Annotated in this window: 22 protein-coding genes; 9 read left to right on the top strand and 13 right to left on the bottom strand. The window is 71.3% G+C overall.

Annotated features, from left to right (window positions below; all coding sequences use genetic code 11):
• Positions 1 to 73: 73 nt before the first annotated feature.
• The 3 genes from V8Z80_RS06365 to V8Z80_RS06355 are packed head-to-tail and all read left to right on the top strand — an operon-like array spanning position 74 to position 1,923.
• Positions 74 to 904 (top strand): biotin--[acetyl-CoA-carboxylase] ligase, encoded by an 831-nt coding sequence (locus V8Z80_RS06365; protein WP_336061406.1) that lies wholly within the window; start codon positions 74 to 76, stop codon positions 902 to 904.
• A complete protein-coding gene (locus V8Z80_RS06360; RefSeq protein ID WP_336061405.1) occupies positions 901 to 1,728 on the top strand; it encodes a type III pantothenate kinase in 828 nt (275 codons plus the stop codon). The genes V8Z80_RS06365 and V8Z80_RS06360 overlap by 4 nt, the downstream gene beginning before the upstream one ends.
• Positions 1,729 to 1,761: 33 nt before the next feature.
• Complete coding sequence (locus V8Z80_RS06355; RefSeq protein WP_336061404.1) at positions 1,762 to 1,923, top strand: hypothetical protein; 162 nt, start codon at positions 1,762 to 1,764, stop codon at positions 1,921 to 1,923.
• A gap of 26 nt (positions 1,924 to 1,949) precedes the next feature.
• Here V8Z80_RS06355 and V8Z80_RS06350 read toward each other — a convergent pair whose 3' ends face one another.
• A complete protein-coding gene (locus V8Z80_RS06350) occupies positions 1,950 to 3,227 on the bottom strand; it encodes a 3-deoxy-D-manno-octulosonic acid transferase (RefSeq protein ID WP_336061403.1) in 1,278 nt (425 codons plus the stop codon).
• Positions 3,228 to 3,239: 12 nt separating this feature from the next.
• Positions 3,240 to 4,211: a lipopolysaccharide heptosyltransferase I gene (gene waaC / locus V8Z80_RS06345; RefSeq protein ID WP_155195074.1), complete on the bottom strand. Its 972-nt coding sequence runs from the start codon at positions 4,209 to 4,211 to the stop codon at positions 3,240 to 3,242.
• A 210-nt stretch (positions 4,212 to 4,421) separates the two neighbouring features.
• Here waaC and V8Z80_RS06340 point away from each other — a divergent pair, with 210 nt between their 5' ends.
• Both V8Z80_RS06340 and V8Z80_RS06335 read left to right on the top strand, forming a co-directional pair.
• Complete coding sequence (locus tag V8Z80_RS06340) at positions 4,422 to 4,979, top strand: SRPBCC family protein (RefSeq protein ID WP_336061402.1); 558 nt, start codon at positions 4,422 to 4,424, stop codon at positions 4,977 to 4,979.
• A gap of 63 nt (positions 4,980 to 5,042) precedes the next feature.
• A complete protein-coding gene (locus V8Z80_RS06335; RefSeq protein ID WP_336061401.1) occupies positions 5,043 to 6,455 on the top strand; it encodes an MFS transporter in 1,413 nt (470 codons plus the stop codon).
• A gap of 56 nt (positions 6,456 to 6,511) precedes the next feature.
• On the opposite strand, the gene V8Z80_RS06330 is transcribed toward V8Z80_RS06335, so the two are convergent.
• The 7 genes from V8Z80_RS06330 to V8Z80_RS06300 all read right to left on the bottom strand — a co-directional run bounded on the left by V8Z80_RS06330 (position 6,512) and on the right by V8Z80_RS06300 (position 16,080).
• Positions 6,512 to 7,711, bottom strand: a complete 1,200-nt coding sequence (locus tag V8Z80_RS06330; protein ID WP_336061400.1) for an acetyl-CoA C-acyltransferase — start codon at positions 7,709 to 7,711, stop codon at positions 6,512 to 6,514.
• 11 nt (positions 7,712 to 7,722) lie between these two features.
• The gene (locus V8Z80_RS06325) at positions 7,723 to 10,176 is read right to left on the bottom strand and encodes a 3-hydroxyacyl-CoA dehydrogenase NAD-binding domain-containing protein (protein WP_155195078.1); all 2,454 of its coding nucleotides are present in this window, start codon (positions 10,174 to 10,176) and stop codon (positions 7,723 to 7,725) included.
• 117 nt (positions 10,177 to 10,293) lie between these two features.
• Entirely contained in the window at positions 10,294 to 11,499 is a 1,206-nt protein-coding gene (gene clsB / locus V8Z80_RS06320) for a cardiolipin synthase ClsB (protein ID WP_336061399.1), read from the bottom strand.
• Complete coding sequence (locus tag V8Z80_RS06315) at positions 11,496 to 12,365, bottom strand: endonuclease/exonuclease/phosphatase family protein (protein ID WP_155195079.1); 870 nt, start codon at positions 12,363 to 12,365, stop codon at positions 11,496 to 11,498. Before V8Z80_RS06315 ends, clsB begins: the two co-directional genes overlap by 4 nt.
• A 14-nt stretch (positions 12,366 to 12,379) precedes the next feature.
• Positions 12,380 to 14,170 (bottom strand): aspartate--tRNA ligase, encoded by a 1,791-nt coding sequence (gene aspS, locus V8Z80_RS06310; RefSeq protein WP_155195080.1) that lies wholly within the window; start codon positions 14,168 to 14,170, stop codon positions 12,380 to 12,382.
• A gap of 88 nt (positions 14,171 to 14,258) precedes the next feature.
• The gene (locus tag V8Z80_RS06305; RefSeq protein ID WP_336061398.1) at positions 14,259 to 14,630 is read right to left on the bottom strand and encodes an FmdB family zinc ribbon protein; all 372 of its coding nucleotides are present in this window, start codon (positions 14,628 to 14,630) and stop codon (positions 14,259 to 14,261) included.
• Positions 14,631 to 14,799: 169 nt separating this feature from the next.
• The gene (locus tag V8Z80_RS06300; protein ID WP_336061397.1) at positions 14,800 to 16,080 is read right to left on the bottom strand and encodes a putative Na+/H+ antiporter; all 1,281 of its coding nucleotides are present in this window, start codon (positions 16,078 to 16,080) and stop codon (positions 14,800 to 14,802) included.
• 310 nt (positions 16,081 to 16,390) lie between these two features.
• Between V8Z80_RS06300 and V8Z80_RS06295 the strand changes: the two genes are divergently transcribed.
• Both V8Z80_RS06295 and V8Z80_RS06290 read left to right on the top strand, forming a co-directional pair.
• Positions 16,391 to 17,200, top strand: a complete 810-nt coding sequence (locus tag V8Z80_RS06295; protein ID WP_155195084.1) for a methyltransferase domain-containing protein — start codon at positions 16,391 to 16,393, stop codon at positions 17,198 to 17,200.
• A 34-nt stretch (positions 17,201 to 17,234) separates the two neighbouring features.
• Positions 17,235 to 18,614, top strand: a complete 1,380-nt coding sequence (locus V8Z80_RS06290) for an APC family permease (RefSeq protein ID WP_336061581.1) — start codon at positions 17,235 to 17,237, stop codon at positions 18,612 to 18,614.
• Here V8Z80_RS06290 and V8Z80_RS06285 read toward each other — a convergent pair.
• Positions 18,604 to 19,116, bottom strand: a complete 513-nt coding sequence (locus V8Z80_RS06285) for a GAF domain-containing protein (RefSeq protein WP_155195086.1) — start codon at positions 19,114 to 19,116, stop codon at positions 18,604 to 18,606. The genes V8Z80_RS06290 and V8Z80_RS06285 overlap by 11 nt on opposite strands.
• 104 nt (positions 19,117 to 19,220) lie before the next feature.
• Here V8Z80_RS06285 and V8Z80_RS06280 point away from each other — a divergent pair, with 104 nt between their 5' ends.
• A complete protein-coding gene (locus V8Z80_RS06280; protein ID WP_336061396.1) occupies positions 19,221 to 20,423 on the top strand; it encodes an aminotransferase-like domain-containing protein in 1,203 nt (400 codons plus the stop codon).
• On the opposite strand, the gene V8Z80_RS06275 is transcribed toward V8Z80_RS06280, so the two are convergent.
• From V8Z80_RS06275 to V8Z80_RS06265, 3 genes are all read right to left on the bottom strand, one after another.
• Positions 20,420 to 21,475, bottom strand: a complete 1,056-nt coding sequence (locus V8Z80_RS06275; protein ID WP_155195087.1) for a helix-turn-helix domain-containing protein — start codon at positions 21,473 to 21,475, stop codon at positions 20,420 to 20,422. The genes V8Z80_RS06280 and V8Z80_RS06275 overlap by 4 nt on opposite strands.
• Positions 21,476 to 21,586: 111 nt before the next feature.
• The gene (locus tag V8Z80_RS06270; RefSeq protein WP_336061395.1) at positions 21,587 to 22,822 is read right to left on the bottom strand and encodes an NAD(P)/FAD-dependent oxidoreductase; all 1,236 of its coding nucleotides are present in this window, start codon (positions 22,820 to 22,822) and stop codon (positions 21,587 to 21,589) included.
• Positions 22,823 to 23,045: 223 nt separating this feature from the next.
• Entirely contained in the window at positions 23,046 to 24,071 is a 1,026-nt protein-coding gene (locus tag V8Z80_RS06265; protein WP_155195088.1) for a glycosyltransferase family 9 protein, read from the bottom strand.
• A 437-nt stretch (positions 24,072 to 24,508) separates the two neighbouring features.
• Here V8Z80_RS06265 and V8Z80_RS06260 point away from each other — a divergent pair, with 437 nt between their 5' ends.
• Positions 24,509 to 25,255 (top strand): DUF481 domain-containing protein, encoded by a 747-nt coding sequence (locus tag V8Z80_RS06260; protein WP_336061394.1) that lies wholly within the window; start codon positions 24,509 to 24,511, stop codon positions 25,253 to 25,255.

Here is a 25,255-nt window from a genome sequence, read left to right as displayed (position 1 = left end):
TGCTTCCTGCTGTTTTGCTTGCAGCCTGCACTGTAGCAAAGCCGGCGGCGGCGCTCGCCGTAAAATCGCGCCCATGAATACCTTGCCTCCGGCCCCGGTGCTGCCCGGCGCCGACGACTTCGCCGCATCGCTGCGGGCCCGGCTGCCCGGCTTCGGCCGCCTGGCCTGGGCCGAGGCCACCGGCTCGACCAACGCCGACCTGATCGCGCTGGCGCGCGCCGGCGACCCTGCGCCGCTGCCCTGGCTGCAAGGCGCCTGGCTGCAGGAAAGCGGCCGCGGGCGCGCCGGCCGGCGCTGGGACAACCGGCGCGGCGATGCGCTGATGTTCTCCTGCGCCTTCGCGGCCCCGGTGCCGCTAGAGCGGCTGCCCGCCCTGTCGCCGGCCTGCGGCGTGGCGATCTGCGAGGCGCTGCGCGGGCAGGCCGGGCCTGCCGCGGCGCAGCTGGGCATGAAATGGCCCAACGACATCCAGTTCGGCCAGGCCAAGCTAGTCGGCGTGCTGGTCGAAAGCATCCGGCATGCCGGCAGCGGCCTGCCGGTGGTGGTGGTCGGCGCGGGCATCAACCTGCGCAATGCCGCCGCCTTGAGCCAGGCGCTGGGCCGCGAGGTGGCCGACTGGTCGCAGGTGTGCCCGCAGGGCGATCCGGCCGCGCTGGTGCAGGCCGTGGCGCAGGCTTGCGGGCAGGCGGTGTCCCTGTACGTGCAAAGCGGCTACGCGCCCTTCGTGGCGCGCCACGCGCAGGTCGACGTGCTGCGCGATGCGCCGGTGCGCGTCATCGAAGGCGGCCGCACGCTGCTGGCCGGCCTGGCCTGCGGCACCGACGCGCAGGGCCGCCTGCAGGTCGCCACCGACACCGGCATCGAGCCGGTGCTGGTCGGCGAAGTCTCGGTCAGGCCGGCATGAAGCTGCTGCTGGACGCCGGCAACAGCCGCATCAAGCTGGGCTGGACCCGCGCGGGGCCGGCGCCCGAGGGCCAGGTCATCGCCCTGGCCCATGCCGAGCTGCACACCCTGCCGGCGCGCCTGGCCGAACTGCCGGGCACGGGCGGCGCCGCGCTGGGCGTGAACGTGGCCGGCCCGCGCATGGCCGAGCGCCTGCAAGCCATGCTGGCGCAAGCCGGCTACGGCGTGCAATGGGTGCGGCCGGCGCGCGACATGCTGGGCCTGCGCAACGGCTATGCCGATCCCGCGCAGCTGGGGGCGGACCGCTGGATGGCCGTGCTGGGCGTCTGGAGCGCGCTGGCCGCGCCGCGCCCGCCCATGATGCTGGCCACCTTCGGCACTGCCACCACCCTGGATACCACCGGACCGGACGACTGCTACGCCGGCGGGCTGATCCTGCCCGGGCCGGCCCTGATGCGCGCCTCGCTGGCGCACGGCACGGCGGAGCTGCCGCACGCGGCCGGCAGCGTGCAGGACTACCCCGGCGACACCCACGCCGCCATCGTCACCGGCGTGGCCGCCGCGCAGGCCGGCGCGGTGCTGCGCCAATGGCTGCAGGCCCTGGCGCGCTACGGGCGGCCGCCCGCGCTATACGTCTCGGGCGGCGGCTGGCCCGAGGTCCAGGCCGAGACGCAGGCCATGCTGCACGCCGCCGCCGCCGCCCGCGGCCTGCCGCCGCCGGCCATCCAATACGTCGCGCACCCGGTGCTCGATGGACTGGCGCGCCTGGCCGGTGCATCATGTCCGCCGAAGGACTGCCCGCCAACCGGCGGCCCGCGTCCGTAACCCGTTTCTCCCCCCAGCCCCAGCGAGCCCCGCATGCGCGTCCTCTTCGTTCTCGTGATGCTTGCCAACGCGGCGGTGTTCGCCATCGGCCGCGGCTGGCTGGGCATCCCGCCGGCCGAGACGGGCCGCGATCCGGCGCAGCTGGCGCGCCAGTTCAACGCCGAGGCCGTCCGGCTGCCGCAGGCGCCGCGCTGACGGCGGGCGGCAAGCGCCCCCCGACCTCAGTCCTGCAAGCCGGGCAAGGCCGCCAGGATCCGGCCGGTGGCCCCGGCGTGCTGCGCCGTCCAGGCGCGGGCGGCTTCGCCCATGCGGGCGCGCCGCGCCGCATCCTCCAGCAGGGATGCGGCCTGGCTGACCGCCTGGGCCGCATCGTCCGCCCGCAACGCCGCGCCCGCGGCCACCGCGTCCTCGACGGCCTGCTTGAAGTTGTGGGTGTGCGGGCCCACGATCACGGGCAGGCCCGCCGCGCAGGCCTCGATCAGGTTGTGCCCGCCCAGCGGCGCGAAGCTGCCGGCCACGATGGCCACGTCCGCGGCGGCATAGAAGAACGGCATCTCGCCCAGCGTATCGCCCAGCAGCACCTGCGCCTGCGGGCCGGGCAACTGGCCCGCGCTGCGCCGGACCACCGCCAGCCCCGCCTGGGCCAGCGCCTGGGCAGCCTGCTCGAAGCGCTGCGGATGGCGGGGAACGAACAGGCACAAGGGCCGCGCCTGGCCGGCGGCCTGCAGCCAGCGGGCCAGCGCCTGCGCCAGCGGCGCCTCCTCGCCTTCGCGGGTGTTGGCCACGGCCAGCACCGGACGGTCCAGGGCGGCGCGCCAGGCGCGGCCGGCCTGCAACTGCGCGGCGGGCAACTGGACATCGAACTTCAGGTTGCCCACGACCTGCGGGTCGCGGGCGCCGGCCAGCGCCAGGCGCCGGGCGTCCGCCCCGGTTTGCGCCAGCACGGCCTGCAGCCCGCCCAGCGCTTCGCGCAGCGCCGCGCCCAGCCAGCGCGCCTGCGCCAGCGAGGATTCGGAAAAGCGCGCGCTGGCCAGCGTCATCGGCACGCCGCGCCGGCGCGCCGCCGCCAGCAGGTTGGGCCAAAGCTCGCGTTCGACCAGCACTCCGCAGCGCGGCTGGAAGTGCGCCAAAAAACGGTCGGCCGCCTCGGGAAAGTCGTAGGGCAGCCAGGCTTGCGCCAGCTGCCCCTGCGCGATGGCCGCCGCGAACAGGCGCTGCCCTTCGGCGCGGCCCGTGGCGGTGACGTGGGTCAGCAGCACGGGCAACCCGCGCGCCAGCAAGGCATGCAGCAAGGGCTGGGCGGCGCGCGTCTCGCCCAGGCTGACGGCATGCACCCACACCGGCCGCGCCGCGAAGGGCGGCCGGTCATGGCGGCCGAACCGCTCGCGCCCCAGTATCTGCCACTGCCCGCCGGCGCTCCGGGCCCGGCGCGCCATCCACAGCCAGAGCGCGGGCGCCAGCGCGCGCAGGGCCAGGGTATAGACGGCGCGCGAGGGCATGGCGCGGTGCTCCTAGCCGCCGGGCCGGTAGCCCAGCGCCTGCTCGACCGCGCGCTGCACCGCATCGCGCGAGGGCGGCGCGCCCCGGTCGCCCAGGCTGGCGGTATAGGCGCTGCCGACCAAGGGCGTGCGCACAGGCGTGGACGCCTTGTAGATGCCCACGGTCGGCCGGCCCAGCCCGGCCGACAGGTGGGTCAGCCCGCTGTCCAGCCCCACCATCACGCGCGCGCCGGCCAGCTCGCGGGCGATGCCGGTCAGGTCCATGCGCGGCAGCACCACCGCGTCGGCGCGCCCGCCCAGCAGGGCGCGGGCGCGCTCGGTCTCGGCCGGGTTGCCCGCCAGCAGCCGCAGCTGCAGCCCGGCCGCCTGCAGCTGGTCGAACACCGCGCGCCAGTCGTCCTCGGGCCAGAGCTTGTCGTCGCGGCTGGCCGAAGGCATGATGACCGCATAGGGCCCCGTCTCGGCGCCCGCGCCGCGGGCGAAGGCCTGCAGGCCGAAATCCGGCGCGCCCGCGGGGCGGTAGCCGAACACCGATGCGGCCAGCTGGCGCTGGCGCGTGACGGCCGGCTGCCAGAACTCGACCTTGTGCTTGACGTCGTAGAATAACGAGGCCAGCGGCTCGCGCGCCGATTTCCAGTCCAGCCCGTGCTTGACGCCGCGCGCCTGCCGCACCAGCCACGCCGACTTGAGCAGCGCCTGCATGTCCAGCACGATGTCGTAGCGCACGGCCTTCAGGCGCGCCCGCAGCGCCGCCCGCTCGGCCCGCACCGGGCCGGACCACCAGGCGCGCCGCCAGCGCCGGTGGGCCACCGGGATGACTTCGCGCACGGCCGGATGCCAGCCCGGTATTTCGGCAAAGGACTCTTCGGCCAGCCAGTCTATCCGGGCGCCTTCGACGTGCCGGGCGATGTCCGAGATGGCGGGCAGCATGTGAACCAGGTCGCCCAGCGAGGACGTGCGGACGATGAGGATCTGCAGGGACATGTTCGGTAAACGCGCAACGGGCCGCCAGGCCCGGACCCATGGGGCCGGAGGAAAGATTTCCGGGAATGTACAACACATCCCCTAGGCCGCGCCCGGCCCCGCCGCCCGGTAATGCCTGGTTGCACAGGCTTGCCCGCGCCGCTAGCCAAGCCGGCGCCGCAGGTCCAAAATAGACGCAAAAGAACCACAACGACAGAGCAGGAGACAGCCATGCGCCTTTCAGATGCTCAATGGGTTCCCGCCACGCAGCACCAGACCTGGCAGGCCCTGAACGACCCGGCGGTGATCCAGAAGTGCCTGCCCGGCTGCACCCAGGTCGAGCGGGTCTCCGATGCCGAGTTCCTGGTCACGGTGCAAACCCGGGTGGCCGGCATCGCGGCCAGCTACCAGGGCGAGCTGCTGATCGCCGACGTGGACGCGCCCAACGGCTGTACGCTGGCCTTCGAGGGCAAGGGCCAGGCGGCCGGCCTGGTGATCGGCACCGCGCAGGTCAACCTCAGCCCCAAGGACAAGGGCACGCGGGTGTCCTACACGGTGGCCGCGCAAGTGGGCGGCAAGCTGCAGGAGCTGGGCGAAAAGGCGGTGCGCGGCGCGGCCGAACACATCATCGAGGCCTTCTTCGCCGCCTTCACGGACCACGCCTGCCGCCTGCCCAAGGCCGAGCCGCCGGCCCAGCGCGAGGAGCGCGGGCTGCTGGCCTCGAACTGGTCGTGGGCCGCCGTGCTCGGGGTGGTCGGCATATTGGTGACCTACCATTTCATGAAATAGGACCCGCGCCGGCTGTAAGAAATCTGATACAAGCGCCCGGGGGCGCGGTGCTATTCTTGCGGCATGAACGCGCCGCCTGCCGAAGACTCCCCCAGTAGCTCCCCCGCCGAACGATCCCACCGCGAACTTCTCCTGGCCATGCTTGGCGTCTGCGCCACCGTGGTGCTGGTCGCCTTCGATTCCACCATCGTCAGCACCACCATGCCGCGCGTGGCCCAGGCGCTGGACGGCATGTCGCTTTATGCCTGGGTGGGCACCGGCTACCTGCTGGCCACGGCCGCGTCCATCATGGTGTTCGGACGGCTGGGCGATCTTTACGGGCGCAAGCGGCTGATGCTGGCCTCGGTCGCCATCGTGGCGCTGGGCTCGGTGCTGTGCGGGCTGGCGCAGAACATGCCGCAGCTGATCGCCTTTCGCGTGCTGCAGGGCGTGGGCGGGGGCATGATGATCGCCACCGCCTTCGCCGCCCCGGCCGATCTCTTCCCATTGCCGCACGACCGGGTGCGCTGGATGGCCATGGTCTCGGCCACCTTCGCCGTCTCCAGCGGGGTGGGGCCCGTGCTGGGCGGGGCGATCACGCAGGCGCTGGGCTGGCGGGCCGCCTTCTTCATCACGCCGGTGGCGGCGCTGGCGGCCTTGTACCTGCTGGCGCGCCATTTTCCCAACATGTGCTCGCTGCATCGCGGCGAACGGCGCATCGACTGGCGCGGCGCCTTCCTGCTGGTGGCCGGCGTGGCCGCGCCGCTGGCCGCGCTGGAGCTGGCTTTCGCGCCCGGCGAGCATGCCCGTCCGTGGTGGGGCCTGGGCCTGGCCCTGGTGGGCCTGGGCGCCTGGGCGCTGCTGATCCCGCTCGAGCGCCGGGTGGCCGCGCCGATCTTTCCGCTGCGCATCCTGGCCAGCCGGCAATCGCAGCTGCTGAACGTGGCGGCGGTCGCCACCGGCGCCATCATGTTCATCCTGATCTTCTACGGCCCGCTGCTGCTGCAGCACGAACTGCGCTTCTCGCCCAGCCAGGCCGGCCTGCTGATGACGCCGCTGGTGGCGGGCATCCCGGTGGGCAGCATCATCAACGGCCGGCTGTTCCCGCGCCAGAACGAGCCCCAGCGCCTGATGGTCTTCGGCGCGGCGCTGCTGGCCGCCGGCTCGGCGGCCGTGCTCACGCTGGAGACGGGCAGCGCGCCCTGGTGGATCCTGGCGGTGTTCCTGGTCAACGGCGTGGGCCTGGGCTTTCTGCTGCCCAACCTGACGCTGTTCATGCAGATGCTGGCCGACCGCGCCGACGTGGGCGTGGCCTCGGCCCTGGTGCAGACCACCCGGGCCGTGGGCAGCGCGGCCGGCACGGCGGCGGTGGGCATCGCCATCTCGCACCTGTCGGTGCTCACGGGCATCCGCGTGGGCCTGGCGTTCTGTGCCGCGCTGGGCGTGCTTTGCATGGTGATCTGTTCGCGGATCAAGATGCGCAACGTGATGGCCTAGGGCCTGTTGACGCCGGCTGGCCGCCCGCATGCCCACGGCCCGCGGGGCCGGCGCCGCTAGACCCGCTGGAAGATCCCGGCCGCGCCCATGCCGGTGCCCACGCACATGGTCACCATGGCGTAGTCGAGCTTGCGCCGGCGCATCGCGTGGATGGCGGTCGCCGAGCGGATGGCGCCCGTGGCCCCCAGCGGATGGCCCAGCGCGATCGCCCCGCCCAGCGGATTGACCACGGCCGGATCCAGCCCCAGGTCGCGGATCACCGCCAGCGACTGGGCGGCGAAGGCCTCGTTCAGCTCGATCCAGCCCATCTGCCCCAGCTTCAGGCCGGCCTGCTTCAGGGCGGCCGGCACGGCCTCCTTGGGGCCGATGCCCATGATCTCGGGCGGCACGCCCCGCACGGCGAAGGTCACGAAGCGCGCCAGCGGCGTCAGCTTGTGGGTCTTGAGCGCCCGTTCGGACACCACCAGCAGCGCGCCCGCGCCATCGGAGGTCTGCGAGCTGTTGCCGGCGGTGACGCTGCCGCGCGCGGCGAACACCGGGCGCAAGCGGGCCAGCGCCTGGGCGCTGGTGTCGGCGCGCGGGCCTTCGTCGGCCAGCAGCTGGGCGCTGCGCGTCTTGATCTCGCCCGTGGCGGGATCGGGGCTGCGGTTGATCACGTTGACCGGCGTGATCTCGTCGGCGAATTCTCCGGCGGCCTGCGCGGCCAGCGCCCGGCGATGCGATTCGAGCGCGAAGGCGTCCTGGTCCTCGCGCGAGACCTGCCATTGCGCGGCTACCCGTTCGGCGGTCAGGCCCATGCCGAAGGCGATGCCCAGGTTCTCGTCGCGCGCGAAGATGTCCGGGCTGAACGAGGGGTTGGCGCCCAGCGGCGGGTTCTGGCTCATGGATTCGACGCCGGCGGCGATCAGCACGTCGGCCTCGCCCACGCGGATACGGTCGGCGGCCATGGCCACCGCGGTCAGGCCCGAGGCGCAAAAGCGGTTGACGGTCGCGCCGCCCGTGCTGGCCGGCAGGCCGGCCAGCAGCGCCGCGATGCGCGCCACGTTCAGGCCCTGCGAGCCCTCGGGCATGGCGCAGCCGGCGATCACGTCCTCGACGGCGGCCGGATCCAGCGAGGGCGCCTGCGCCATCAGCGCGCGCAGCGTCATGGCCAGCAGGTCGTCGGGCCGGTAGTGGCGCAGGCTGCCGCGCGGGGCGCGGCCGATGGGGGTGCGCGTGGCCGCGACGATGTAGGCGTCTTGCACGTTGCGGGTCATGGATGCTCCTTTCAGTTGCGCACCGGCTTGCCGGTCTTCATCATGCCTTCGATGCGCGCCTGCGACTTGGGGTGCGCCAGCAGCGACAGGAAGGCGCGGCGCTCCAGCGCCAGCAGCCAGTGCTCGTCCACCAGCGTGCCCGGATCGACCTCGCCGCCGCACAGCACCTCGGCCACGGTGCGGCCCAGCAGGAAATCGTGCTCGGAGATATAGCCGCCTTCGCGCAGGTTGACCAGCTGCGCGGTCAGCGTGGCGATGCCGTCGCGCCCGGCCACCGGGAAGCGCTCGGGCACCGGGGCGCGCCAGCCCGCCTCGGCCAGCATGTGGGCCTGGCGCACCGCCACGTAGAGCAGCTCATGCTCGTTCATCACGATGGGATCGGACTCGCGCAGATAGCCCAGCGCGATGCCTTCGCGCGCCGAGCCGGCCACCTTGGCGCCGGCCACGGCCTGGGCGAATTTCTGCAGGAAGTGCAGCAGCGGCGCACCGGGCGCGGCCAGCGCCTGCTGCTCGGCGGCGCGGCGCGCGCAATACGCCAGCCCGCCCGCGCCGGGGACCAGGCCCACGCCCACCTCGACCAGCCCGATATAGGTTTCCAGATGGGCCACGCGGCTGGCGCAGTGCACCGCCAGCTCGCAGCCGCCGCCCAGCGTCAGGCCGCTGAGCGCGGCCACGGTAGGCACCTGCGCATAGCGCAGGCGCAGGGCCAGCTCCTGCATGCGGCGCTCTTCGGGCTCCAGCGCCTGCGGGCCGCCCTCCTGGAAGGCCGGCAGCATGGCCTTGAGATCGGCCCCGGCCGAAAAGGGCTGGCCGTCCTGCCAGATGACCAGGCCGCGAAAGCCCGCCTCGGCCTGTTCGATGGCCTGCAGCAGGCCGCGCGTGACCTGCGGGCTGATGGTGTGCATCTTGGTCTTGAACGAGGCCACCAGCACGTCGGCCGGGTGCGGCGCGGGCAGGGTCCACAGCCGCAGCGCCTCGTCCTCGTGCAGCACCCGCCCGCCCGCGGCCGAGACCCGCGTGGCCGAGCGGCCCAGTTCGCCGAACAGCCGCAGCGGCGAGATCTGCCGGGCATAGACCGGCAGCGCCGAGCGCGGCTCGAAGCGGCCCAGCCGGGGGTTCCAGGAACCCTTGGTGGTATGCACCCCGCCCGCCTCGGGCACCGGCCCCTTGGTGACCCATTCGGGCAGCGGCTGCGAGGACAGCGCCTCGCCGGCACGGATGTCGTCGGCGATCCAGCCGGCCACCTGGCGCCAGCCCGCGGCCTGCCAGAGCTCGAATGGCCCTTGCTCGTGGCCGAAGCCCCAGCGCATGGCCAGGTCCACGTCGCGCGCGCTATTGGCGATCTGGGCCAGGTGCACCGCGCTGTAATGGAAGGTGTCGCGCAGCAGCGCCCACACGAAGCGCGCCTGCGGGTGCTCGGATTCGCGCAGCGCCTTCAGGCGCGCGCCCGCGTCGCGCTGGGCCAGGATGGCGGCCACCTCGTCATCGACGCGGCCCTCGGCCGGCACGTAGCGGCCGCTGGACGGATCCAGGCGCAGAATGTCCTTGCCTTCCTTGCGGTAGAAGCCCGCGCCGCTCTTCTGGCCCAGGGCCTTTTTCTCGAGCAGGCCGGACAGGGCGCGCGGCATGGCGAAATGGCTGCGGAAAGGATCCTCGGGCAAGCCGCGCTGCAGGGTCTCGATCACATGGGCCAGCGTATCCAGGCCCACCACGTCGGCCGTGCGGTAGGTACCCGACTTGGCGCGGCCCAGCCGCTTGCCGGTCAGCTCGTCCACCACATCGTAGGTAAGCCCGAACCTGCGCGCCTCGATATCGGCGGCCAGGATGCCGAACACGCCGATGCGATTGCCCACGAAATTGGGGGTATCGCGCGCGCGCACCACGCCCTTGCCCAGCGCCGAGACCAGGAAGGTTTCCAACTGGTCCAGCAGCCCGGCCTCGGTCTCGGCCGTGGGAATCAGCTCGACCAGGTGCATGTAGCGGGGGGGATTGAAGAAGTGCACCCCGCAAAAACGCGGGCGCAGCCCGGCCGGCAGCACCTTGGCCAGTTCGCCGATGGACAGGCCCGAGGTGTTGGAGGCCAGGATCACGTGCGGACCCAACGCCGGCACGATCTTTTCGTAGAGCTCGCGCTTGATCTCCAGGCGCTCGGCCACCGCCTCGATGACCAGGTCGCAGTCGGCCAGCAGGTCCAGGTGCTCGGCGTAGTTGGCCGGCTGGATGCGCGCGCCCAGGCCCGGCGCGGCCAGCGGCGCGGGCTTGATGCCTTGCAGCCTGGCGATGGCCGCCTCGGCGATGCCGTTGCGCGGGCCCTGCGGGGCAGGCAGGTCGTACAGCACGACCGCCACGCCCGCGTTGGCGCAATGCGCGGCGATCTGCGCGCCCATGACGCCTGCGCCCAGCACGGCCACCTTGCGCACGGCCACCGTGCCCGAATGTTGCTCGCTGGAGGGGTGGCTGGCCATACTGCAGTCTCCTTCTGACTAAGGCAGGGTGCGGCGCGGGCGCGCGCAGGGAGAGCCAGTGTAGTGCCCGGCCGCATTTCCCGCTGACGACATGCGGTATCCAAACTATACGAAAAGTTAGTATTCGCCACCCTTGCCCGTCAGCGCCACGGCGATGCGCAACAGCACATGCGAGACGGCATCGGCCAGCCGGTGCAGCCAGCCCCGGCGCCCATAGTCGTGGGCCAGCACGCGCCGCCCGCCGGTGTCGATGGCCCGCTCCAGCGAGGCGCGCAACTGGCTGGCGAAACCGGCGTCGCGCACCATCAGGTTGGCTTCGCGCGCCAAAAGCAGGCTGAACGGATCCAGGTTGGACGAACCCACCGTGGCCCAGTCATCCACCACCGCCACCTTGGCATGCAGGTAGCTGGGCATGTATTCGTAGACTTCCATGCCGTGGCGCAGCAGCTCGTCATACAGCGCCCGCGTGGCGTGGTACTGCATGCGGTATTCGACCATGCCTTGCAGCAGCAGCCGCACCCGCACGCCGCGCAGCACGGCCTGGCGCAGCGCCTTGCGGAAACTGCGGCCTGGCAGGAAATAGGCGTTGGCGATGACGATCTCGCGCCGGGCCTGGCCGATGGCGTGCAGATAGGCGGCCTCGATGGTCTTGCGGTTGCGCAGGTTGTCGCGCAGGGCCAGCGCGGCCCGCGTGCGGCCGGCCGGCACGGCCGGCGGCGCCGGCGGGCGCAGCCGCTGCAGCCAGCGCCAGCCGGCGGGACGGCGGCCCGGCGGGTTCATGCGCACCCACAGCAGGGCCTGGGCATGGGCCAGCTCGGACACCACCGGGCCGCGCACCCGCACCGCGTAATCGAACCTGGGCGCATCCATGCGCCGCGCATCGGACTCGTCGGCATAGTCGTCGATGACGTTGATGCCGCCGATGAACGCCAGTTCGCCGTCGATCACCGCGGTCTTGCGGTGCAGCCGGCGCAGGCGCCGGCGGTTGGGCACCAGCCAGGCCGCGCGGCGCGGCTCGGGCCGGTAGATGCGGCATTGCGCCCCCATGGCCGCCAGCCGCGCCTGCAGCGCCCGGGCGGTGCCGGCGCTGCCGTAGCCGTCGATCGCCACCCTGACCTTGACCCCGCGCGCGCAGGCCCGCTCCAGGCAGCCGAGCAGGGCCTGGCCCACGTCGTCGAGCCGGAAGATGTAGGTCTCCAGGTGCACGCTGTCGGCAGCCTGCCCGATGGCCTCGAACAGCGCCGGGAACAGGGCCAGGCCGTTCTCCAGCAGCGCGACCTCGTTGTCTTCGGTCCAATGCAGCCGGGCGGCGGGACGCTTCACGGCAGTTCGAGCTCGGCCAGGATGGGCGAATGGTCCGACAGGGCGCGCCAGGGCGCGCCGCTGAGCACGCGCGCGCTGCGCACCGCGAAGCCGCGCTGGTAGATGCGGTCGAGCCGGAACCAAGGGAAGGCGGCCGGGAAGGTGCGCGGCGGCGGCAGCAGGCAGAAGGCGCCTTCCACGCCCAGCTGGTTGTTGCGCAGCACCGGCCCCTTGCCGCCGGGGCGGGGCTGGCCGTGCAGCAGGGCATCGCGCAGGCTGCGCACCGATTCGCGCAAGGTAGGCAGCCCGGGGTTGTGGGCGCGCTGCGCGTGGGCGAACACTTCGTACACGCCCAGCCGCCGCACGAACAGCGGCGACAGGGTGTCCTTCCAGTCGTTGAAATCGCCGGCGATGAGCAGCGGCGCGTCGTCGGGCACCAGCTGGTCGATGCGGTCGACCAGCGCGCCGATCTGCCGCACGCGGCTGCCGGCGAAAAGACCCAGGTGCACGACAAAGCAATGCACCTGCTGGTCCTTGATCTGGACCAGCGCATGCAGCAGGCCGCGCTGCTCCATCCGGTGGTCGGAGATGTCCTGGTTTTCGTAGCTCAGGATGCGAAAGCGCGACAGCAGCGCATTGCCGTGGTCGGTGGCGGCGCGGATGGCGTTGCGGCCATAGGCCGCTTCCATGTGCAGGCCGGCGGCCAGCGATTCGTGCTGGGCATGCAGCACGTTGGAGACCTCGTTGCGGCCCTGGACTTCCTGCAGGAAGACCAGGTCGGGGCGCAGCCCATGCAGGCCCAGGCGCAGCTCGTAGAGCGACTGGCGCCGCCCAAGGGCCGAGCGGCCCTTGTGAATGTTGTAGCTGACGACGCGGATCACCGACATGCCGCGCCCCTTGCTTACTTCACCTCGGTCTGCCGCAACCGGATGTGAAGCTCGCGCAGCTGCTTCTCGTCGACCTCGGACGGCGCCTGGGTCAGCAGGCACTGGGCGCGCTGGGTCTTGGGGAAGGCGATCACGTCGCGGATCGACTCGGCGCCGGTCATCATGGTGACGATGCGGTCCAGGCCGAAGGCGATCCCGCCATGCGGCGGCGCGCCGTACTGCAGCGCATCGAGCAGGAAGCCGAACTTTTCGCGGGCCTCCTCGGCATCGATCTTCAGGGCGCGGAACACCTTGCTCTGCACTTCCTCGCGGTGGATGCGCACCGAGCCGCCGCCGATCTCCCAGCCGTTGAGCACCATGTCGTAGGCCTTGGCCAGCGCCTTGCCCGGATCGGTGGTGAGCAGGTCCTCGTGGCCGTCCTTGGGGCTGGTGAAGGGATGGTGGGCGGCGGTGTAGCGGCCGGCTTCCTCGTCGTACTCGAACATGGGGAAGTCCACCACCCACAGCGGGCGCCAGCCATCGCTGAACAGGCCCTGCTTGCGGCCGAACTCGCTGTGGCCGATCTTCACCCGCAGCGCGCCCAGCGCGTCGTTGACCACCTTGGCCCGGTCGGCGCCGAAGAACAGGATGTCGCCGTCCTGCGCGCCGGTGCGCCGCAGCAGCTCGGCCAGCGCAGCGTCGTGGATGTTCTTGACGATGGGCGACTGCAGGCCCTCGCGGCCCTTGGCGGCCTCGTTGACCTTGATCCAGGCCAGGCCCTTGGCGCCGTAGATGCCCACGAACTGGGTATAGGCGTCGATCTCGCTGCGCGAGAGCGCGCCGCCGCCGGGCACGCGCAGCGCCACCACGCGGCTGCCCGGGGTCAGGGCCGCCTGCGAGAAGACCTTGAACTCGACGTCCTGCATGACGTCGTTCAGGTCGGTGAACTCCAGCGCCACGCGCAGGTCGGGCTTGTCCGAGCCATAGCGGCGCATGGCCTCTTCGTAGGTCATCTCCGGGAACGGCTCGGGCAGCTCGACGCCGTGCACGGTCTTGAAGACGTGGCGGATCATCGATTCGAAGATGGCGCGGATCTCGGTCTCGGACAGGAACGAGGTCTCGCAATCGATCTGCGTGAACTCGGGCTGGCGGTCGGCGCGCAGGTCCTCGTCGCGGAAGCACTTGGTGATCTGGTAGTAGCGGTCAAAGCCGGCCACCATCAGCATCTGCTTGAACAGCTGCGGCGATTGCGGCAGCGCGAAGAAATGCCCGGCGTTCACGCGCGAGGGCACCAGGTAGTCGCGCGCGCCCTCGGGCGTGCTCTTGGTGAGCATGGGCGTCTCGATGTCGATGAAGCCCAGGCCGTCCAGGAACTTGCGCACCTCGATGGCCACGCGATAGCGCAGCATCAGGTTGCGCTGCATCTGCGGGCGGCGCAGGTCCAGCACCCGGTGCGTGAGCCGGGTGGTTTCCGACAGGTTGTCATCGTCGAGCTGGAAGGGCGGCGTGACCGAGGCGTTCAGGATCTCGATCTGCTTGCACAGCACCTCGACCTCGCCCGAGGCCAGGTCCTTGTTGACGGTGCCCTCGGGGCGCTCGCGCACCAGGCCGGTCACGCGCACGCAGAACTCGTTGCGCAGGCGTTCGGCCGCGGCGAAGGATTCGGCGTCATCGGGATCGAACACGATCTGCGCCAGCCCGGCGCGGTCGCGCAGGTCGATGAAGATGACGCCGCCGTGGTCGCGGCGGCGATGCACCCAGCCGAAAAGGGTCACGGTCTGGCCGAGATGATCGCGGCAGACCTGGCCGGTGTAGCACGTACGCATGCGGGATAGCTCCGTAATGGGTTGGATCTTTGCAGGCCCCGGCCGGACGCGCCGGCGCGAGGCCAGGAAAAGCGGGGCGGCCCGCCGCTTACGCCGCCGGCGCGGCTGCGGGCGCGGCCGGCGCCGGCGTGGCGGCACCGCCCGAAGCAGCACCGCCCGAAGCAGCACCGCCCGAAGCAGCACCGCCCGAAGCGGTGCTGCCGGACGCGGCGCCGGCGCCGCTGTCCGGCGCCGCGCCCTCGGCGGGCTTGCCGGCCGGCTTGGCGCCGCCGCCGTTGTTGTTGCGGAAATCGGTCACGTACCAGCCCGATCCCTTGAGCTGGAAACCGGCGGCGGTCACCTGCTTGACGTAGGTGGATTGCCCGCAGGCGGGACACACGGTCAGCGGGCTGTCGGACATTTTCTGCAGCACGTCCTGGGCATGGCCGCAGGCGCTGCACTGATAGGCATAGATCGGCACGATATGGACTCCCCGGGGATACCGCCCCGGATCGCTTCGGGCCGCGGCGCGCATGAGCCGCGCGGCCCGGAACGCAACAAAGACGTAAAACGCTGGATTTTAACGGGTTTTGCTGCGCGTGCCGGTAGCCCGAACACCCGGGGAAACGGCGGGCATACCGGGCCTTTGCTCAGACCGGCAGCAGGAACAGGCAGGCGGCCACCAGCGTGGGCGCCAGCGCGGCCAGCAGCAGCCGGCCAGCCGAGATCGCCCCGTCGGGAAAGGTGCCCTTGAGGATGGCAAAGCCCGCCGGGTTGGGCGCGTTGGCGATCACCGTCAGGCCGCCGCCCGAGACCGCGCCGGCCACCAGCATGTAGCGCCAGATGTCGGAGGTGCCCTCGACCAGCGAGCCCAGGTAGGTCAGCGCGGCGTTGTCGGTGATGGCCGTCAGCGCCGCCGAGCCCCAGAACAGCACCATGGGGGACAGCCCCCCCAGCAGGTCCTGCAGCCACCAGCGCTGCAAGCCGCCCAGCACCACCAGGCCGGCCAGGAAAAAGCCCACCATCAGGCCCTCCTTGATCATCAGGCGCGACTGGTGGCGCTTGTAGGCCTCGCAAAAGCCGATGAACAGCATCAGCAGGCCGAGGAAAACCGCGGGATGGTGCGCGGTCAGCACCACGGCCACCAGGAAGGCGACGTGGATCGCGATGAAGGGCCAGGGCACCGCCGGCCGGCTCTCGTTTGTCTCGGCGGCGCCGTGCTGGCGGCCGACTTCGCCGGCGAGCAGGGCCTTGCGGCAGACGAAGGTGAGCACCGTCGCGTTCAGGAACACGGCGATGGCCGCGCGCCAGCCGAAATGCGTGGCCATGTAGGCCGTATCCCAGCCGAAGGTGCCGGCCACCATCAGCACGGGCGGGGCGGCATAGGCGGTGATGACCCCGCCGATGGACACGTTCACGAACAGCACGCCCAGGGTCAGGTACTTGAAGCCGGTCTGCCCGGGCACGCTGAAATAGGCGCGGCGCAGCAGCAGCGCGGCCAGCGTCATGGCCGCCGGCTCGGTGACCAGCGAGCCGGCCAGCGGCACCACCGACAGGGTGACGAAGAAGGTGGACAGCTCGCGCGGCATGGGCAGCGCGTGGGAGATCACCCGCACCAGCCACCCAACCAGGTCGATGATCGGCCGGCTGGCGGCCACGACCATGATCGCGAACACGAACAGCGGCTCGGTGAAATTGCGGGTGTCCAGGTACTCGATGGCCGAGGACGGGCCCGCCAGCGCCGCCATGCCCACGATCAGCACGAAGGCCCAGACGCCGAACACCGCCTCGACTTCCGAGAGCAGGTGCCAGATGCCCGCGTGCGGGCCGTTGCGGTGAGCCAGGCGGGCGAACACCGGGACGGAAAAGGTGTGCAGCACGGCCAGCGCGAACAGCGCCGTGGCCAGGATTTCGATGGGAGTGACGGACATGACGGCGGCGGAAGCTTTTAACGGCGGCAAGCGGCAGGGACGCGAGGCGGTGCGCTTGCCCGGAAAGACGCAGCAATATACCGCCGATGTTCATAAATCTAAACATCCAGCGTTTTCAAACATGAACATTTCCACTTTTTTTCCGAGGCCGTGCCGGGTGGAACCAGGGAAAACCCGTAGACATCTTTATGAACTTCCATGACGGTGGCCCGTCCGATTAAAGTCTTTAAAGTTGTATGGACGTAGACGGCCCCTGGGCCGGTCCGGGCGGCGGGCGGCTGCCAGCCCGTTTTCTCTGCAGGAGATCCCCATGAGCCTTTTCCTGACGGCCGCAAGGCCTGTGCGAGCCGCCGCGCGCCTGGCCGCAGCCGCCCTGGCGCTGGCCGCGGCCCCGGCGCTGGCGCAGTTCCAGACGCTGGACGTGCCCTACGTGCCCACGCCCGAGGCGGTGGTGCAGGCCATGCTGCGCCTGGCGGACGTGCGGCCGGACGACTACGTGATCGACCTGGGCTCGGGCGATGGCCGCATCGCGATCGCCGCCGTGCGCGACCGCCAGGCGCGCGGGGCGCTGGGGGTGGACATCGATCCGGACCGCGTCGCCGAGGCGCGCGCCAATGCCCGCAACGCCGGGGTGGCCGACAAGGTCCAGTTCCGCCAGCAGGATCTCTTCAAGACCGATTTCAGCCAGGCCACCGTGCTGACCATGTACCTGCTGCCGGACGTCAACCTGAAGCTGCGGCCGGTCATCCTGGACAAGCTGCCGGCCGGCACGCGCGTCGTGTCGCACGCCTTCACCATGGCCGAATGGGAACCCGACGCCACCGAGGAGGTGGACGGCCGGCGCGTCTATCTGTGGATCGTGCCGGCCAAGGTGCAAGGCCAATGGCAGGTATCCGGCCCGCAGGGCGGCTTCACGCTGTCGCTGACGCAGGACTTCCAGAGGGTGCAGGGCACCGCGCAGCGCCAGGGCCGGTCCCTGCCCATCGCCGACGCACGGCTGCGCGGCGCGCGCCTGCAATTCACGCTGGACGGCCAGCGCTACGAGGGCGAGGTCGGCCCCGGCGGCATCACGGCCGTGGCCGCGCCGGGCGCGGCGGCGGGCTGGCGCGCCACGCGCTAGCCGCGCGGCAGCCGGGCGGAGCGCAAGCTTGACGATACGGGCAGGCATACCCAGGACCGTGGGCCGGCGCGCAGGCGCAGGCCTGTCCGTCCTCGACGGCACCGCGGTGCTGATCGGCGTGGTGGTGGGCATCGGCGTGTTCGGCTTTCCGCCGCTGGTGGCCGCGCATGCGCCCACCGAGCAGCTGTACATCGGCCTGTGGCTGGCCGGCGGCGCCGTCATGCTGGTCGGGGCGCTATGCTATGCCGAACTGGGCTCGGCCTATCCGGGGGCCGGCGGCGAATACCACTACCTGTGCCGCGCCTGGGGCGCGCGCACCGGCATGCTGTTCGCGTGGGCGCGGGGCACCGTGATCCAGACCGGCGGCATCGCGGCCGTGGCCTTCATCTACGGCGAATACGCCCAGGACCTGCTGCCGCTGTGGCCCGGCACGCCCTACGGACCGGCCGTGCATGCGGCCAGCGCGGTGGCGGCGCTGACGGCGCTGAACGTGCTGAGCACCCGCCGCTCCAAGCACCTGCAGATCGTCCTGACCACGCTGACGCTGACCGCGCTGGCCGTGGTGGCCATGGCAGCCTTCGCCGCCGAGCCGGGCTCGGGCGCGCCCGCCGGGCTGCCGGGCGCCGCGCCGGCGCGCCCGGACGGCAACATCGCGGGCATGCTGGGCATGGGCATGGTCTTTGTGCTGCTGACCTTCGGCGGCTGGAACGAAGCGGCCTATCTCAGCGGCGAGCTGCGCAACCCGCAGCGCGACCTGGTGCGCGTAATGGTGCTGGGCACCCTGGTGGTCACCGCCTGCTACCTGCTCATCAACCTGGGCTTTCTCAACCTGTTCGGCCTGGAAGGCCTGCGCGACACCCACGCGGTCGGCGCGGCGGTGCTGCGCCAGGTGGCCGGCCCGGACGCGGCCGTGGTGCTCAGCCTGCTGATCTGCGCGACGGCCGGCAGCACCATCAACGCCTGCATCCTGACCGGAGGACGCATCTACTACGCCCTGGGCCAGGATGTCCCGGCCCTGCGCGCGCTGGGCGCCTGGAACCCGCAAAGCGCCTCGCCGGCGCGCGCGCTGCTGCTGCAAGGCGCCATCACCCTGGCGCTGATCGCCTTCGGCGCTTGGCGCCAGGAAGGCGTGGAGGCCATGGTGGCCTATACCGCGCCGGTGTTCTGGTTCTTCATGATGCTGACCGCCGCGGCGCTATGGCGGCTGCGGGTGATCGAGCCCCAGACCCCGCGCCCCTTCAAGGTGCCGCTCTATCCCTTGACCCCGCTGCTGCTCGTGCTGGTGTGCGCGGCACTGACCTGGTCCAGCATCCTGTACGCCGGCGCGGGGGCCTGGGTGGGCGTGGCGGTGCTGGCGCTGTGCCTGCCGCTGCTGCGCCATGGCAGGCGCAACCCGGCGCCGCCTAGGCCATAGGGCCCGCCGGCTGCGGCGGCGCCAGGCTGTCCAGGTAGATGGCGCAAAGCGCCTCCATGCCCGCCTGGTCCTGGCTGTCGAAGCGGCCCGGCTCGGGGCTGTCGACATCCCATACGCCGAGCAGGCGGCCATCGCGCACCAGCGGCACGACGATTTCGGCCCGCGAGGCGGCATCGCAGGCGATGTGCCCCGGAAAGGCCGCCACGTCGGGCACGAGCTGGGTGCGCCGCTGGCTTGCGGCGGCGCCGCACACGCCCCGGTCCAGGGGAATGCGCACGCAGGCCGGCTTGCCCTGGAAAGGACCGAGCACCAGCTCGGCGCCGTCGAAGAAATAGAACCCCGCCCAGTTGATCCCCGGCACCACCGCCCACACCAGGGCGGCCAGGTTGGCGGCATTGGCGATGCGGTCGCGCTCGCCGTGCAGCAACGCGCGCGCCTGCGCGGCCAGCTCGGCGTAATACTGCGCCTTGGCGGCGCCGGCCTGGACTGTGATGGTGAACATGATGAAAGGTGTACCGGTGCTTTTTGCCTCGAAGCGCGTATTCTCCAGGCTTTCGCCCGCGGCAGCCACCCCGGTGCCGCGCATCCATCCGCACGAGGCCTACCGTGGACCAGCAGTCCGACTCTCTGTTTTCGTTTTCCGAACGCGCACGCCAACTCACCAGTTCGGCCATCCGCGAGATACTGAAAGTCACCGAACGGCCCGAGATCATTTCCTTCGCCGGGGGCCTGCCCGCCCCCGAGGGCTTTCCGGTCCAGGCCGTGCAGGCCGCCTACGACCGGGTGCTGTCCACGGCCGGACGCAACGCGCTGCAATACGGCCCCACCGAAGGCTACGCGCCGCTGCGCGCCTGGGTAGCCGAGCACCTGAGCGCCCAGGGCGCGCAAGTCTCGCCCGCGCAGGTCCTGATCCTGTCGGGCTCGCAGCAGGGACTGGACCTGCTGGGCAAGGTCCTGATCGATCCGGGCAGCAAGGTGCTGGTCGAGACGCCCAGCTACCTGGGCGCCTTGCAATCGTTCAGCCTCTACCAGCCGCGCTTTAAGGCCGTGCCCTCGGACGAGGGCGGCCTGCTGCCCCAGGCCCTGACGCCCGAACTGGCCGCCGACGCGCGCTTCCTGTACGCCCTGCCCAATTTCCAGAATCCCACCGGCCGCACGCTGGACCTGGCGCGCCGCCACGCCCTGGTGCAGGCCGCCGCGCGCCTGGGCCTGCCCCTGGTCGAGGACGATCCGTACGGCGAACTGCGCTACGCGGGCGAACCGCTGCCCGGCCTGCTGGCCCTGGCCGGGCAGGCCGGCGCCAACGTGGTGCGCCTGGGTTCGTTCTCCAAGGTGCTATCGCCGGGGCTGCGCCTGGGCTACCTGTGCGCGGCGCCGGCGCTGATCGACAAGCTGGTGCAGGCCAAGCAGGCCACCGACCTGCATACCGCCAGCCTGACGCAGATGGCCGTCTACGAGATCGTCAAGGACGGCTTCCTGGCCGAGCACATGCCGCGGGTGCGCGAACGCTACCGCCTGCAATGCGAGTACATGCTCCAGGCGCTATCCGAGCATTTTCCGGCGCAGGCCAGCTGGACGGTGCCGCAAGGCGGCATGTTCATCTGGGTCACCCTGCCTGCGCACATCGACACCACGCGCCTGCTGGCGCAGGCCATCGAGCGCGGCGTGGCCTTCGTGCCGGGTGCGCCGTTCTATGCCGGCGGGCAGGCGGCGCACAACACCCTGCGCCTGAGCTTCGTGACCGTGCCGCAAGAAAAAATCCGCGCTGGCGTACAGGTGCTGGGCGAGTTGATCGCCGCCTATCGCTAGGCCCTTGCCGCCGCGCCCGGCGCCGGCCGGTACGCCGCGCCCGGGCTGCCGGCATAGGCCTTGCGCAAGGTATACGAGGGCAGTTCGCCAAACAGCCGCTGGTAGTCCACCGAGAACTGGCTGGGATGCAGGAAACCCCAGCGCGTGGCGACCTGGCCCACCGAGACCGAAGGCAGGACCGGCCGGCGCAGGTCCTGGCGGGCGCGGTGCAGCCGCACCATGCGCAGGTAGCTCACGGGGCTCATGCCCAGCACCCGCTGGAATACGTCCTGCAGCGTGCGCCGGCTCACGCCCAGTTCGCCGCAGATGTCCAGCACCGTCACGCGGCGCGGCAGCATGCCTTCGATGAAATCGCGCGCGCGCCGGGCCAGCTGGCCGGCGTGCAGCAGCCCTTGCTGCGCCCGGTTGCGCGGATGCCGGGCGTCGCAGGCCTGGCCCACCGCGCCGAGCAGCGCGCTCAGGGAGGACTGGCGCAATTCGTGGGCCCAGGACTGCTCCATGCCCGCCGCCAGCCAGTACGGCGCAGCCGCGATCGCCCCGTCCACCAGCTTGCGGACCAGCCCGGCATCGGCCACCTTCAGTATCAGCGGCTCGCCGATGCGCGACTCCCACAGCTCGGGGTCCAGGGTCATGGCCGCCTGGCGAAGCGCCTGCTGGCTCACGGTAAAGTACACCACGCCCGAGCCGGAACAGGTGTGCACGTCGAAATCGCTGCCGGCCGGCTGGTAGGCGATCGCGCCGGTTTCGACCTGGCGCACGTCCACGCGCATGGCGTCGGCCGGGCGGCTGGGCACGAAGAAGGTGCACAGGTCCGGCGGCATGGCCACGCAGCGCAGCAGCGGCTGGTTCTGCCATTCGCGGCCGTAGATGATGTCGGGCAGCATGAAGCCGTCGAAGCCGCCCAGGTAGCGGCCCATGCCGGTCTGGTAATAGCGCCTGGGCACCGCGCGCAGCAGCTCGGCCTGCTCGCCCGCGTCGTCGGTCGTTCTCGAGACCAGGTCGCCGTACGCCTGGCTGGCTTGCACCGAACAGCCTGAATATGCCTGCACCATGCCGTTCCCCACTTTGCAGCTTGTGATCGGGCACCGGCTTTCAGGTTCCCGTAAGCTGCCCGGTAATGCCGGCAATCATACGGAGACATGCAGACACATAGGTAACAAAAATTATCCGTCCAGCCAGGCGCGCACGCCCCGCGCCGCGGCGGCGCCCTGCGCCAGGCAGGCGGTCAGCAGGTAGCCGCCGGTAGGCGCTTCCCAGTCCGTCATTTCGCCCGCGCAGAACACACCGGGCACGGCCTTGAGCATGCCGTGCCCGTCCATGGCCTCGAAGGCCACCCCGCCGGCCGAGCTGATCGCCTCCTCCAGCGGCCGGGGCGCGAACAGCGGCACGGGCAGGCACTTGAGGGCCTGCGCCGCCGCCAGCGGATCGGCGAAACGCTGTGCGCCCAGGCACTCGCGCAGCAGCGCGACCTTGACCGCGGGCAGGTTCAGGCGGGTGCGCAGGTGGCTGCTCCAGGAACGCGCCCCGCGCGGGCGCAGTAGTTCGGCACGCACCCAGGCCGCGTCGCGGCCGGGCAGCAGGTCCAGGTAAAGCGGCGCCGGCGCGGCCGCGCCGATGGCCTCGCGCAGGCAGGCCGACAAGGCGTAGACCGCGCCGCCTTCCAGGCCGTGGGCGGTCACCATGCATTCGCCCGGCCGCCAAGGGCCTTGCGGCGCCAAGGCCAGCGCCACCGACTTCAGGGCGGTGCCGGCATGCCGGCTGGCGAAATGCTCGCTCCAGCGCGCCTCGAAGCCGCAATTGGCCGGCAGCAAAGGCCGCACCGCCACGCCGCGCGCAGCCAGCCAGGGCAGCCAGGCGCCATCCGAGCCCAGGCGCGGCCAACTGCCGCCGCCCAGCGCAAGCACCACGGCGCGGGCCTGCACCGCAAGCTCGCCGGCTCCGGTGCCGAACACCAGGCGGCCTGCCGCGTCCCAGCCCTGCCAGCGATGGCGCATATGCAGGCGCACACCCTGGACGCGCAAGCGATGCAGCCACGCGCGCAGCAAAGGCGCTGCCTTCATCTCTTGCGGAAACACGCGGCCGGAACTGCCCACGAAGGTTTGCACGCCCAGTCCGTGCGCCCAATCGCGCACCGCCTGCGCATCGAAGGCCTGCAGCGCCTGCCGCAGGGCCGGCGGCATGGCGCCATAGCGCGACAGGAAAGCGGGCCAGGCTTCGCTGTGCGTCAGGTTCAAGCCGCCGCGGCCGGCCAGCAGGAACTTGCGGCCGACCGAGGGCATGGCATCGTAAAGATCGACCCGCACCCCGGCGGCGGCCAGTTCCTGGGCGGCCATCAAGCCCGCCGGCCCGCCGCCGACGACGGCGACGCAAACCTGCTCGGGCGTGGCAAGGCTATTCACGCAAAGGGCTCCTGAGATTCGGAGGCGCAGGCCGACCGCCGGCTCCGCCAGGCGCCATTAGACCATCCGCCGCGATCAGGATGCCGCAGCCCGGGCGGCGGCCAGCTCGGGTAAGCGCCCACTCCCGAGACGACAGAAACGATTACAAAAAGTCAAAAAATAAAGCGCTTGCGCCATGCCGGCGGCCCGCCGCCCAGGAAACGGCGTTGGCCGAGGGCCCGGCCTACGCTGGCGTGAGCAGGGACGGCATGTCGTCATCGCCCACCGCCGCGGGCGCGTAGCGCCTTTGCGAGGGCGCCAGCTGCAAGGCGGCCGGCGCGCGCAGCACCGACAGGCAGGCCTGCAAAACCCGTTCGGGCGGGATAGACCGGATGCCCTGGGCCTCGTTCTCGGGAATGACCTTGCGGGCATTGGGCCGCACCCAGAACCATTGGGGGTTGCTGCGATGGAATATCCCCACATAGGGCACGCCGGTGCCCTGCGCCAGGTGCGAAGGCCCGCAATCGTTGGCGACCACCAGCCGGGCGCGGGCCATCAGATGCGCCAGCTCGGGATAGGGCCGCGACATCAGCAGGCTGAAATCGGGCCGGTTCAGCGCCTGCAGGGTCCGATAGGCCTCCTGCTCGACCGGGCCCAGCACGAAGCTGAAGGTCGTGTCCCGGCCCAGCCGTGCCTTCAGGCCTTCGGCCAGCTTCAGGAAGTTGTCCACTCCCCAGCGCTTGTAGGCCCCGTGGCCGCCGCCGGGCACCAGCACGACGTCGGTCTGGCGCGGCTGCTCGCGCGCCAGCGCGGCCACTTCGGCAAAGCAGCGCCGGGCCGCCTCCACCGGATCGAAGGCATGCACCGTGCGCAGCAGGTTCATGTAGCTCAGGCCGATGTATTCGTCCAGCCGCTTGTCGCAGGCATGAGTCCAGGCAAAGTCGCCCACGCGCCCGTTGCGGTAGCCCAGCCGCAGGGGCGGGCGCTTCAGGCAGGCGATCAGCGCGTACTGCTCGCTGGTATGGTGCAGCGCCACCATGGCCCGGGTCTGGGGCGCCAGCACGGCCAGGTTGGTGCGCAGCCCGCGCGTCTGCACGAATTCGTCCACCCACGGCAAAGGACGGTAATAGTGGCCGACGTCGTCCTGCGCCACCACGCGCAGCCGATGCCCCGGCCAGCACTGCTTGATCTGGTAGAGCGCCGGAAAGGCGACGATCTGCGATCCGAAGAACTTTTTGCTGCGCAGGAAAACGACGATATCCGCTGTCATGAACGAGGGTGGGGCGACGGGGCCGCGCGCGGGCAGCCGCCGGTGCGCCGACGCTGTTGAACCGTGGAGCATCATCGCCGCCTGACCGTCAAAAAGTCGTCAAAGGATGGCGGCGCCGGTGCGCGGCCACGGGGCCCGGGCCCGCGCCGGCAAGGCGCGATCCCGGTGGAGCCGCGATGATGCAGCAGCCGAAAGACAGCCGGGTGACAACTTTCTGAAAGCTGTAATGGAGTGATTCAGGGCGATGCCGGCCCTCGCCTTGCCTCTACCATTTCCGCCATGAAGAAAACCGCCCTTGCCCCGCCCGCGCGCCCGCGCGCCATCCTGCCCGGCCCGATACCTGTCCGCCTGCCGCATGGCCTGGCTTGCGCCGCGCTGGCCCTTAGCACCGCACTGGCCCTGCTGGGTGCCGGAGCGGCCTGGCGCGCCTGCGGCGCGTGGACGCAGGCGGCGTGCTGATCGCCACTTCGCAAGCGCAGCGGCCCGTGGCGCTGGCCCAGCTCGAACAGGTGATCAGGCCGCGCCCTTTCGTGAACGACGCGCTCTGGCAAGGCACGCTGGATCTCGGGCTGAACTACAAGACGGCCTCGACCCGCACCGAGGACTACGTGGCCGACCTGGCCACCGAAGCGCGCCACGGCCGCTGGCGCCACAAGCTGAACGCCAGCTACGTCCGCAAGACCGACGATGCGGCCACCACCGAGCACAGCTACGGCGGCACCTGGTCGAGCGACCGCTTCTTGAGCGACGCCTTCTTCTGGCAGAGCCGCGCCATGTACAAGCGCGACCAGATCGAGGAACTGTCCCGGCAGGCCGCCGTGGGCACCGGTCCGGGCTACCAGTTCTGGGACAACGAGCTGGGCGCCTTCTCGCTGGCCGCCCTGCTGGGCCGGGTGCGCTACGACTACGACGACGGCGGCTCGGACAACTTCTACGCCGCCAGCCTGCGCTGGGACTACAAGCGCTACCTGGGCAGCCAGCGCCTGGAGTTCTACACCGCCGGCGAGCTGTCCCGTCCCCTGGACAACGCCGCCGACTTCGGCCTGGATGCGGCCGTGGGCGTGCGCTATCGCCTGACCGACTGGGTATCGTGGTTCCTGAGCTATTCGCGCAACCAGGTCAGCGGCGGGCGCGAAAGCCTGAACGAGAAGCAGCTGGCCACGGGATTGGGGCTGAGCTGGTAG

The organism is Orrella sp. JC864 (assembly GCF_037026685.1).
Taxonomy (GTDB): Bacteria; Pseudomonadota; Gammaproteobacteria; order Burkholderiales; family Burkholderiaceae_B; genus Orrella.
Note: the sequence above shows the minus strand (reverse complement) of the source record. Positions and strands in the feature narration are given on the sequence as shown.

Excerpts from the sequence above, each read along its gene's own strand:
- V8Z80_RS06365 (WP_336061406.1), top strand. The coding sequence starts at position 74 with ATGAATACCTTGCCTCCGGCCCCGGTGCTGCCCGGCGCCGACGACTTC.
- V8Z80_RS06360 (WP_336061405.1), top strand. The coding sequence starts at position 901 with ATGAAGCTGCTGCTGGACGCCGGCAACAGCCGCATCAAGCTGGGCTGG.
- V8Z80_RS06355 (WP_336061404.1), top strand. The coding sequence starts at position 1,762 with ATGCGCGTCCTCTTCGTTCTCGTGATGCTTGCCAACGCGGCGGTGTTC.
- V8Z80_RS06350 (WP_336061403.1), bottom strand. The coding sequence starts at position 3,227 with ATGCCCTCGCGCGCCGTCTATACCCTGGCCCTGCGCGCGCTGGCGCCC.
- waaC (WP_155195074.1), bottom strand. The coding sequence starts at position 4,211 with ATGTCCCTGCAGATCCTCATCGTCCGCACGTCCTCGCTGGGCGACCTG.
- V8Z80_RS06340 (WP_336061402.1), top strand. The coding sequence starts at position 4,422 with ATGCGCCTTTCAGATGCTCAATGGGTTCCCGCCACGCAGCACCAGACC.
- V8Z80_RS06335 (WP_336061401.1), top strand. The coding sequence starts at position 5,043 with ATGAACGCGCCGCCTGCCGAAGACTCCCCCAGTAGCTCCCCCGCCGAA.
- V8Z80_RS06330 (WP_336061400.1), bottom strand. The coding sequence starts at position 7,711 with ATGACCCGCAACGTGCAAGACGCCTACATCGTCGCGGCCACGCGCACC.
- V8Z80_RS06325 (WP_155195078.1), bottom strand. The coding sequence starts at position 10,176 with ATGGCCAGCCACCCCTCCAGCGAGCAACATTCGGGCACGGTGGCCGTG.
- V8Z80_RS06315 (WP_155195079.1), bottom strand. The coding sequence starts at position 12,365 with ATGTCGGTGATCCGCGTCGTCAGCTACAACATTCACAAGGGCCGCTCG.
- aspS (WP_155195080.1), bottom strand. The coding sequence starts at position 14,170 with ATGCGTACGTGCTACACCGGCCAGGTCTGCCGCGATCATCTCGGCCAG.
- V8Z80_RS06300 (WP_336061397.1), bottom strand. The coding sequence starts at position 16,080 with ATGTCCGTCACTCCCATCGAAATCCTGGCCACGGCGCTGTTCGCGCTG.
- V8Z80_RS06295 (WP_155195084.1), top strand. The coding sequence starts at position 16,391 with ATGAGCCTTTTCCTGACGGCCGCAAGGCCTGTGCGAGCCGCCGCGCGC.
- V8Z80_RS06285 (WP_155195086.1), bottom strand. The coding sequence starts at position 19,116 with ATGTTCACCATCACAGTCCAGGCCGGCGCCGCCAAGGCGCAGTATTAC.
- V8Z80_RS06275 (WP_155195087.1), bottom strand. The coding sequence starts at position 21,475 with ATGGTGCAGGCATATTCAGGCTGTTCGGTGCAAGCCAGCCAGGCGTAC.
- V8Z80_RS06265 (WP_155195088.1), bottom strand. The coding sequence starts at position 24,071 with ATGACAGCGGATATCGTCGTTTTCCTGCGCAGCAAAAAGTTCTTCGGA.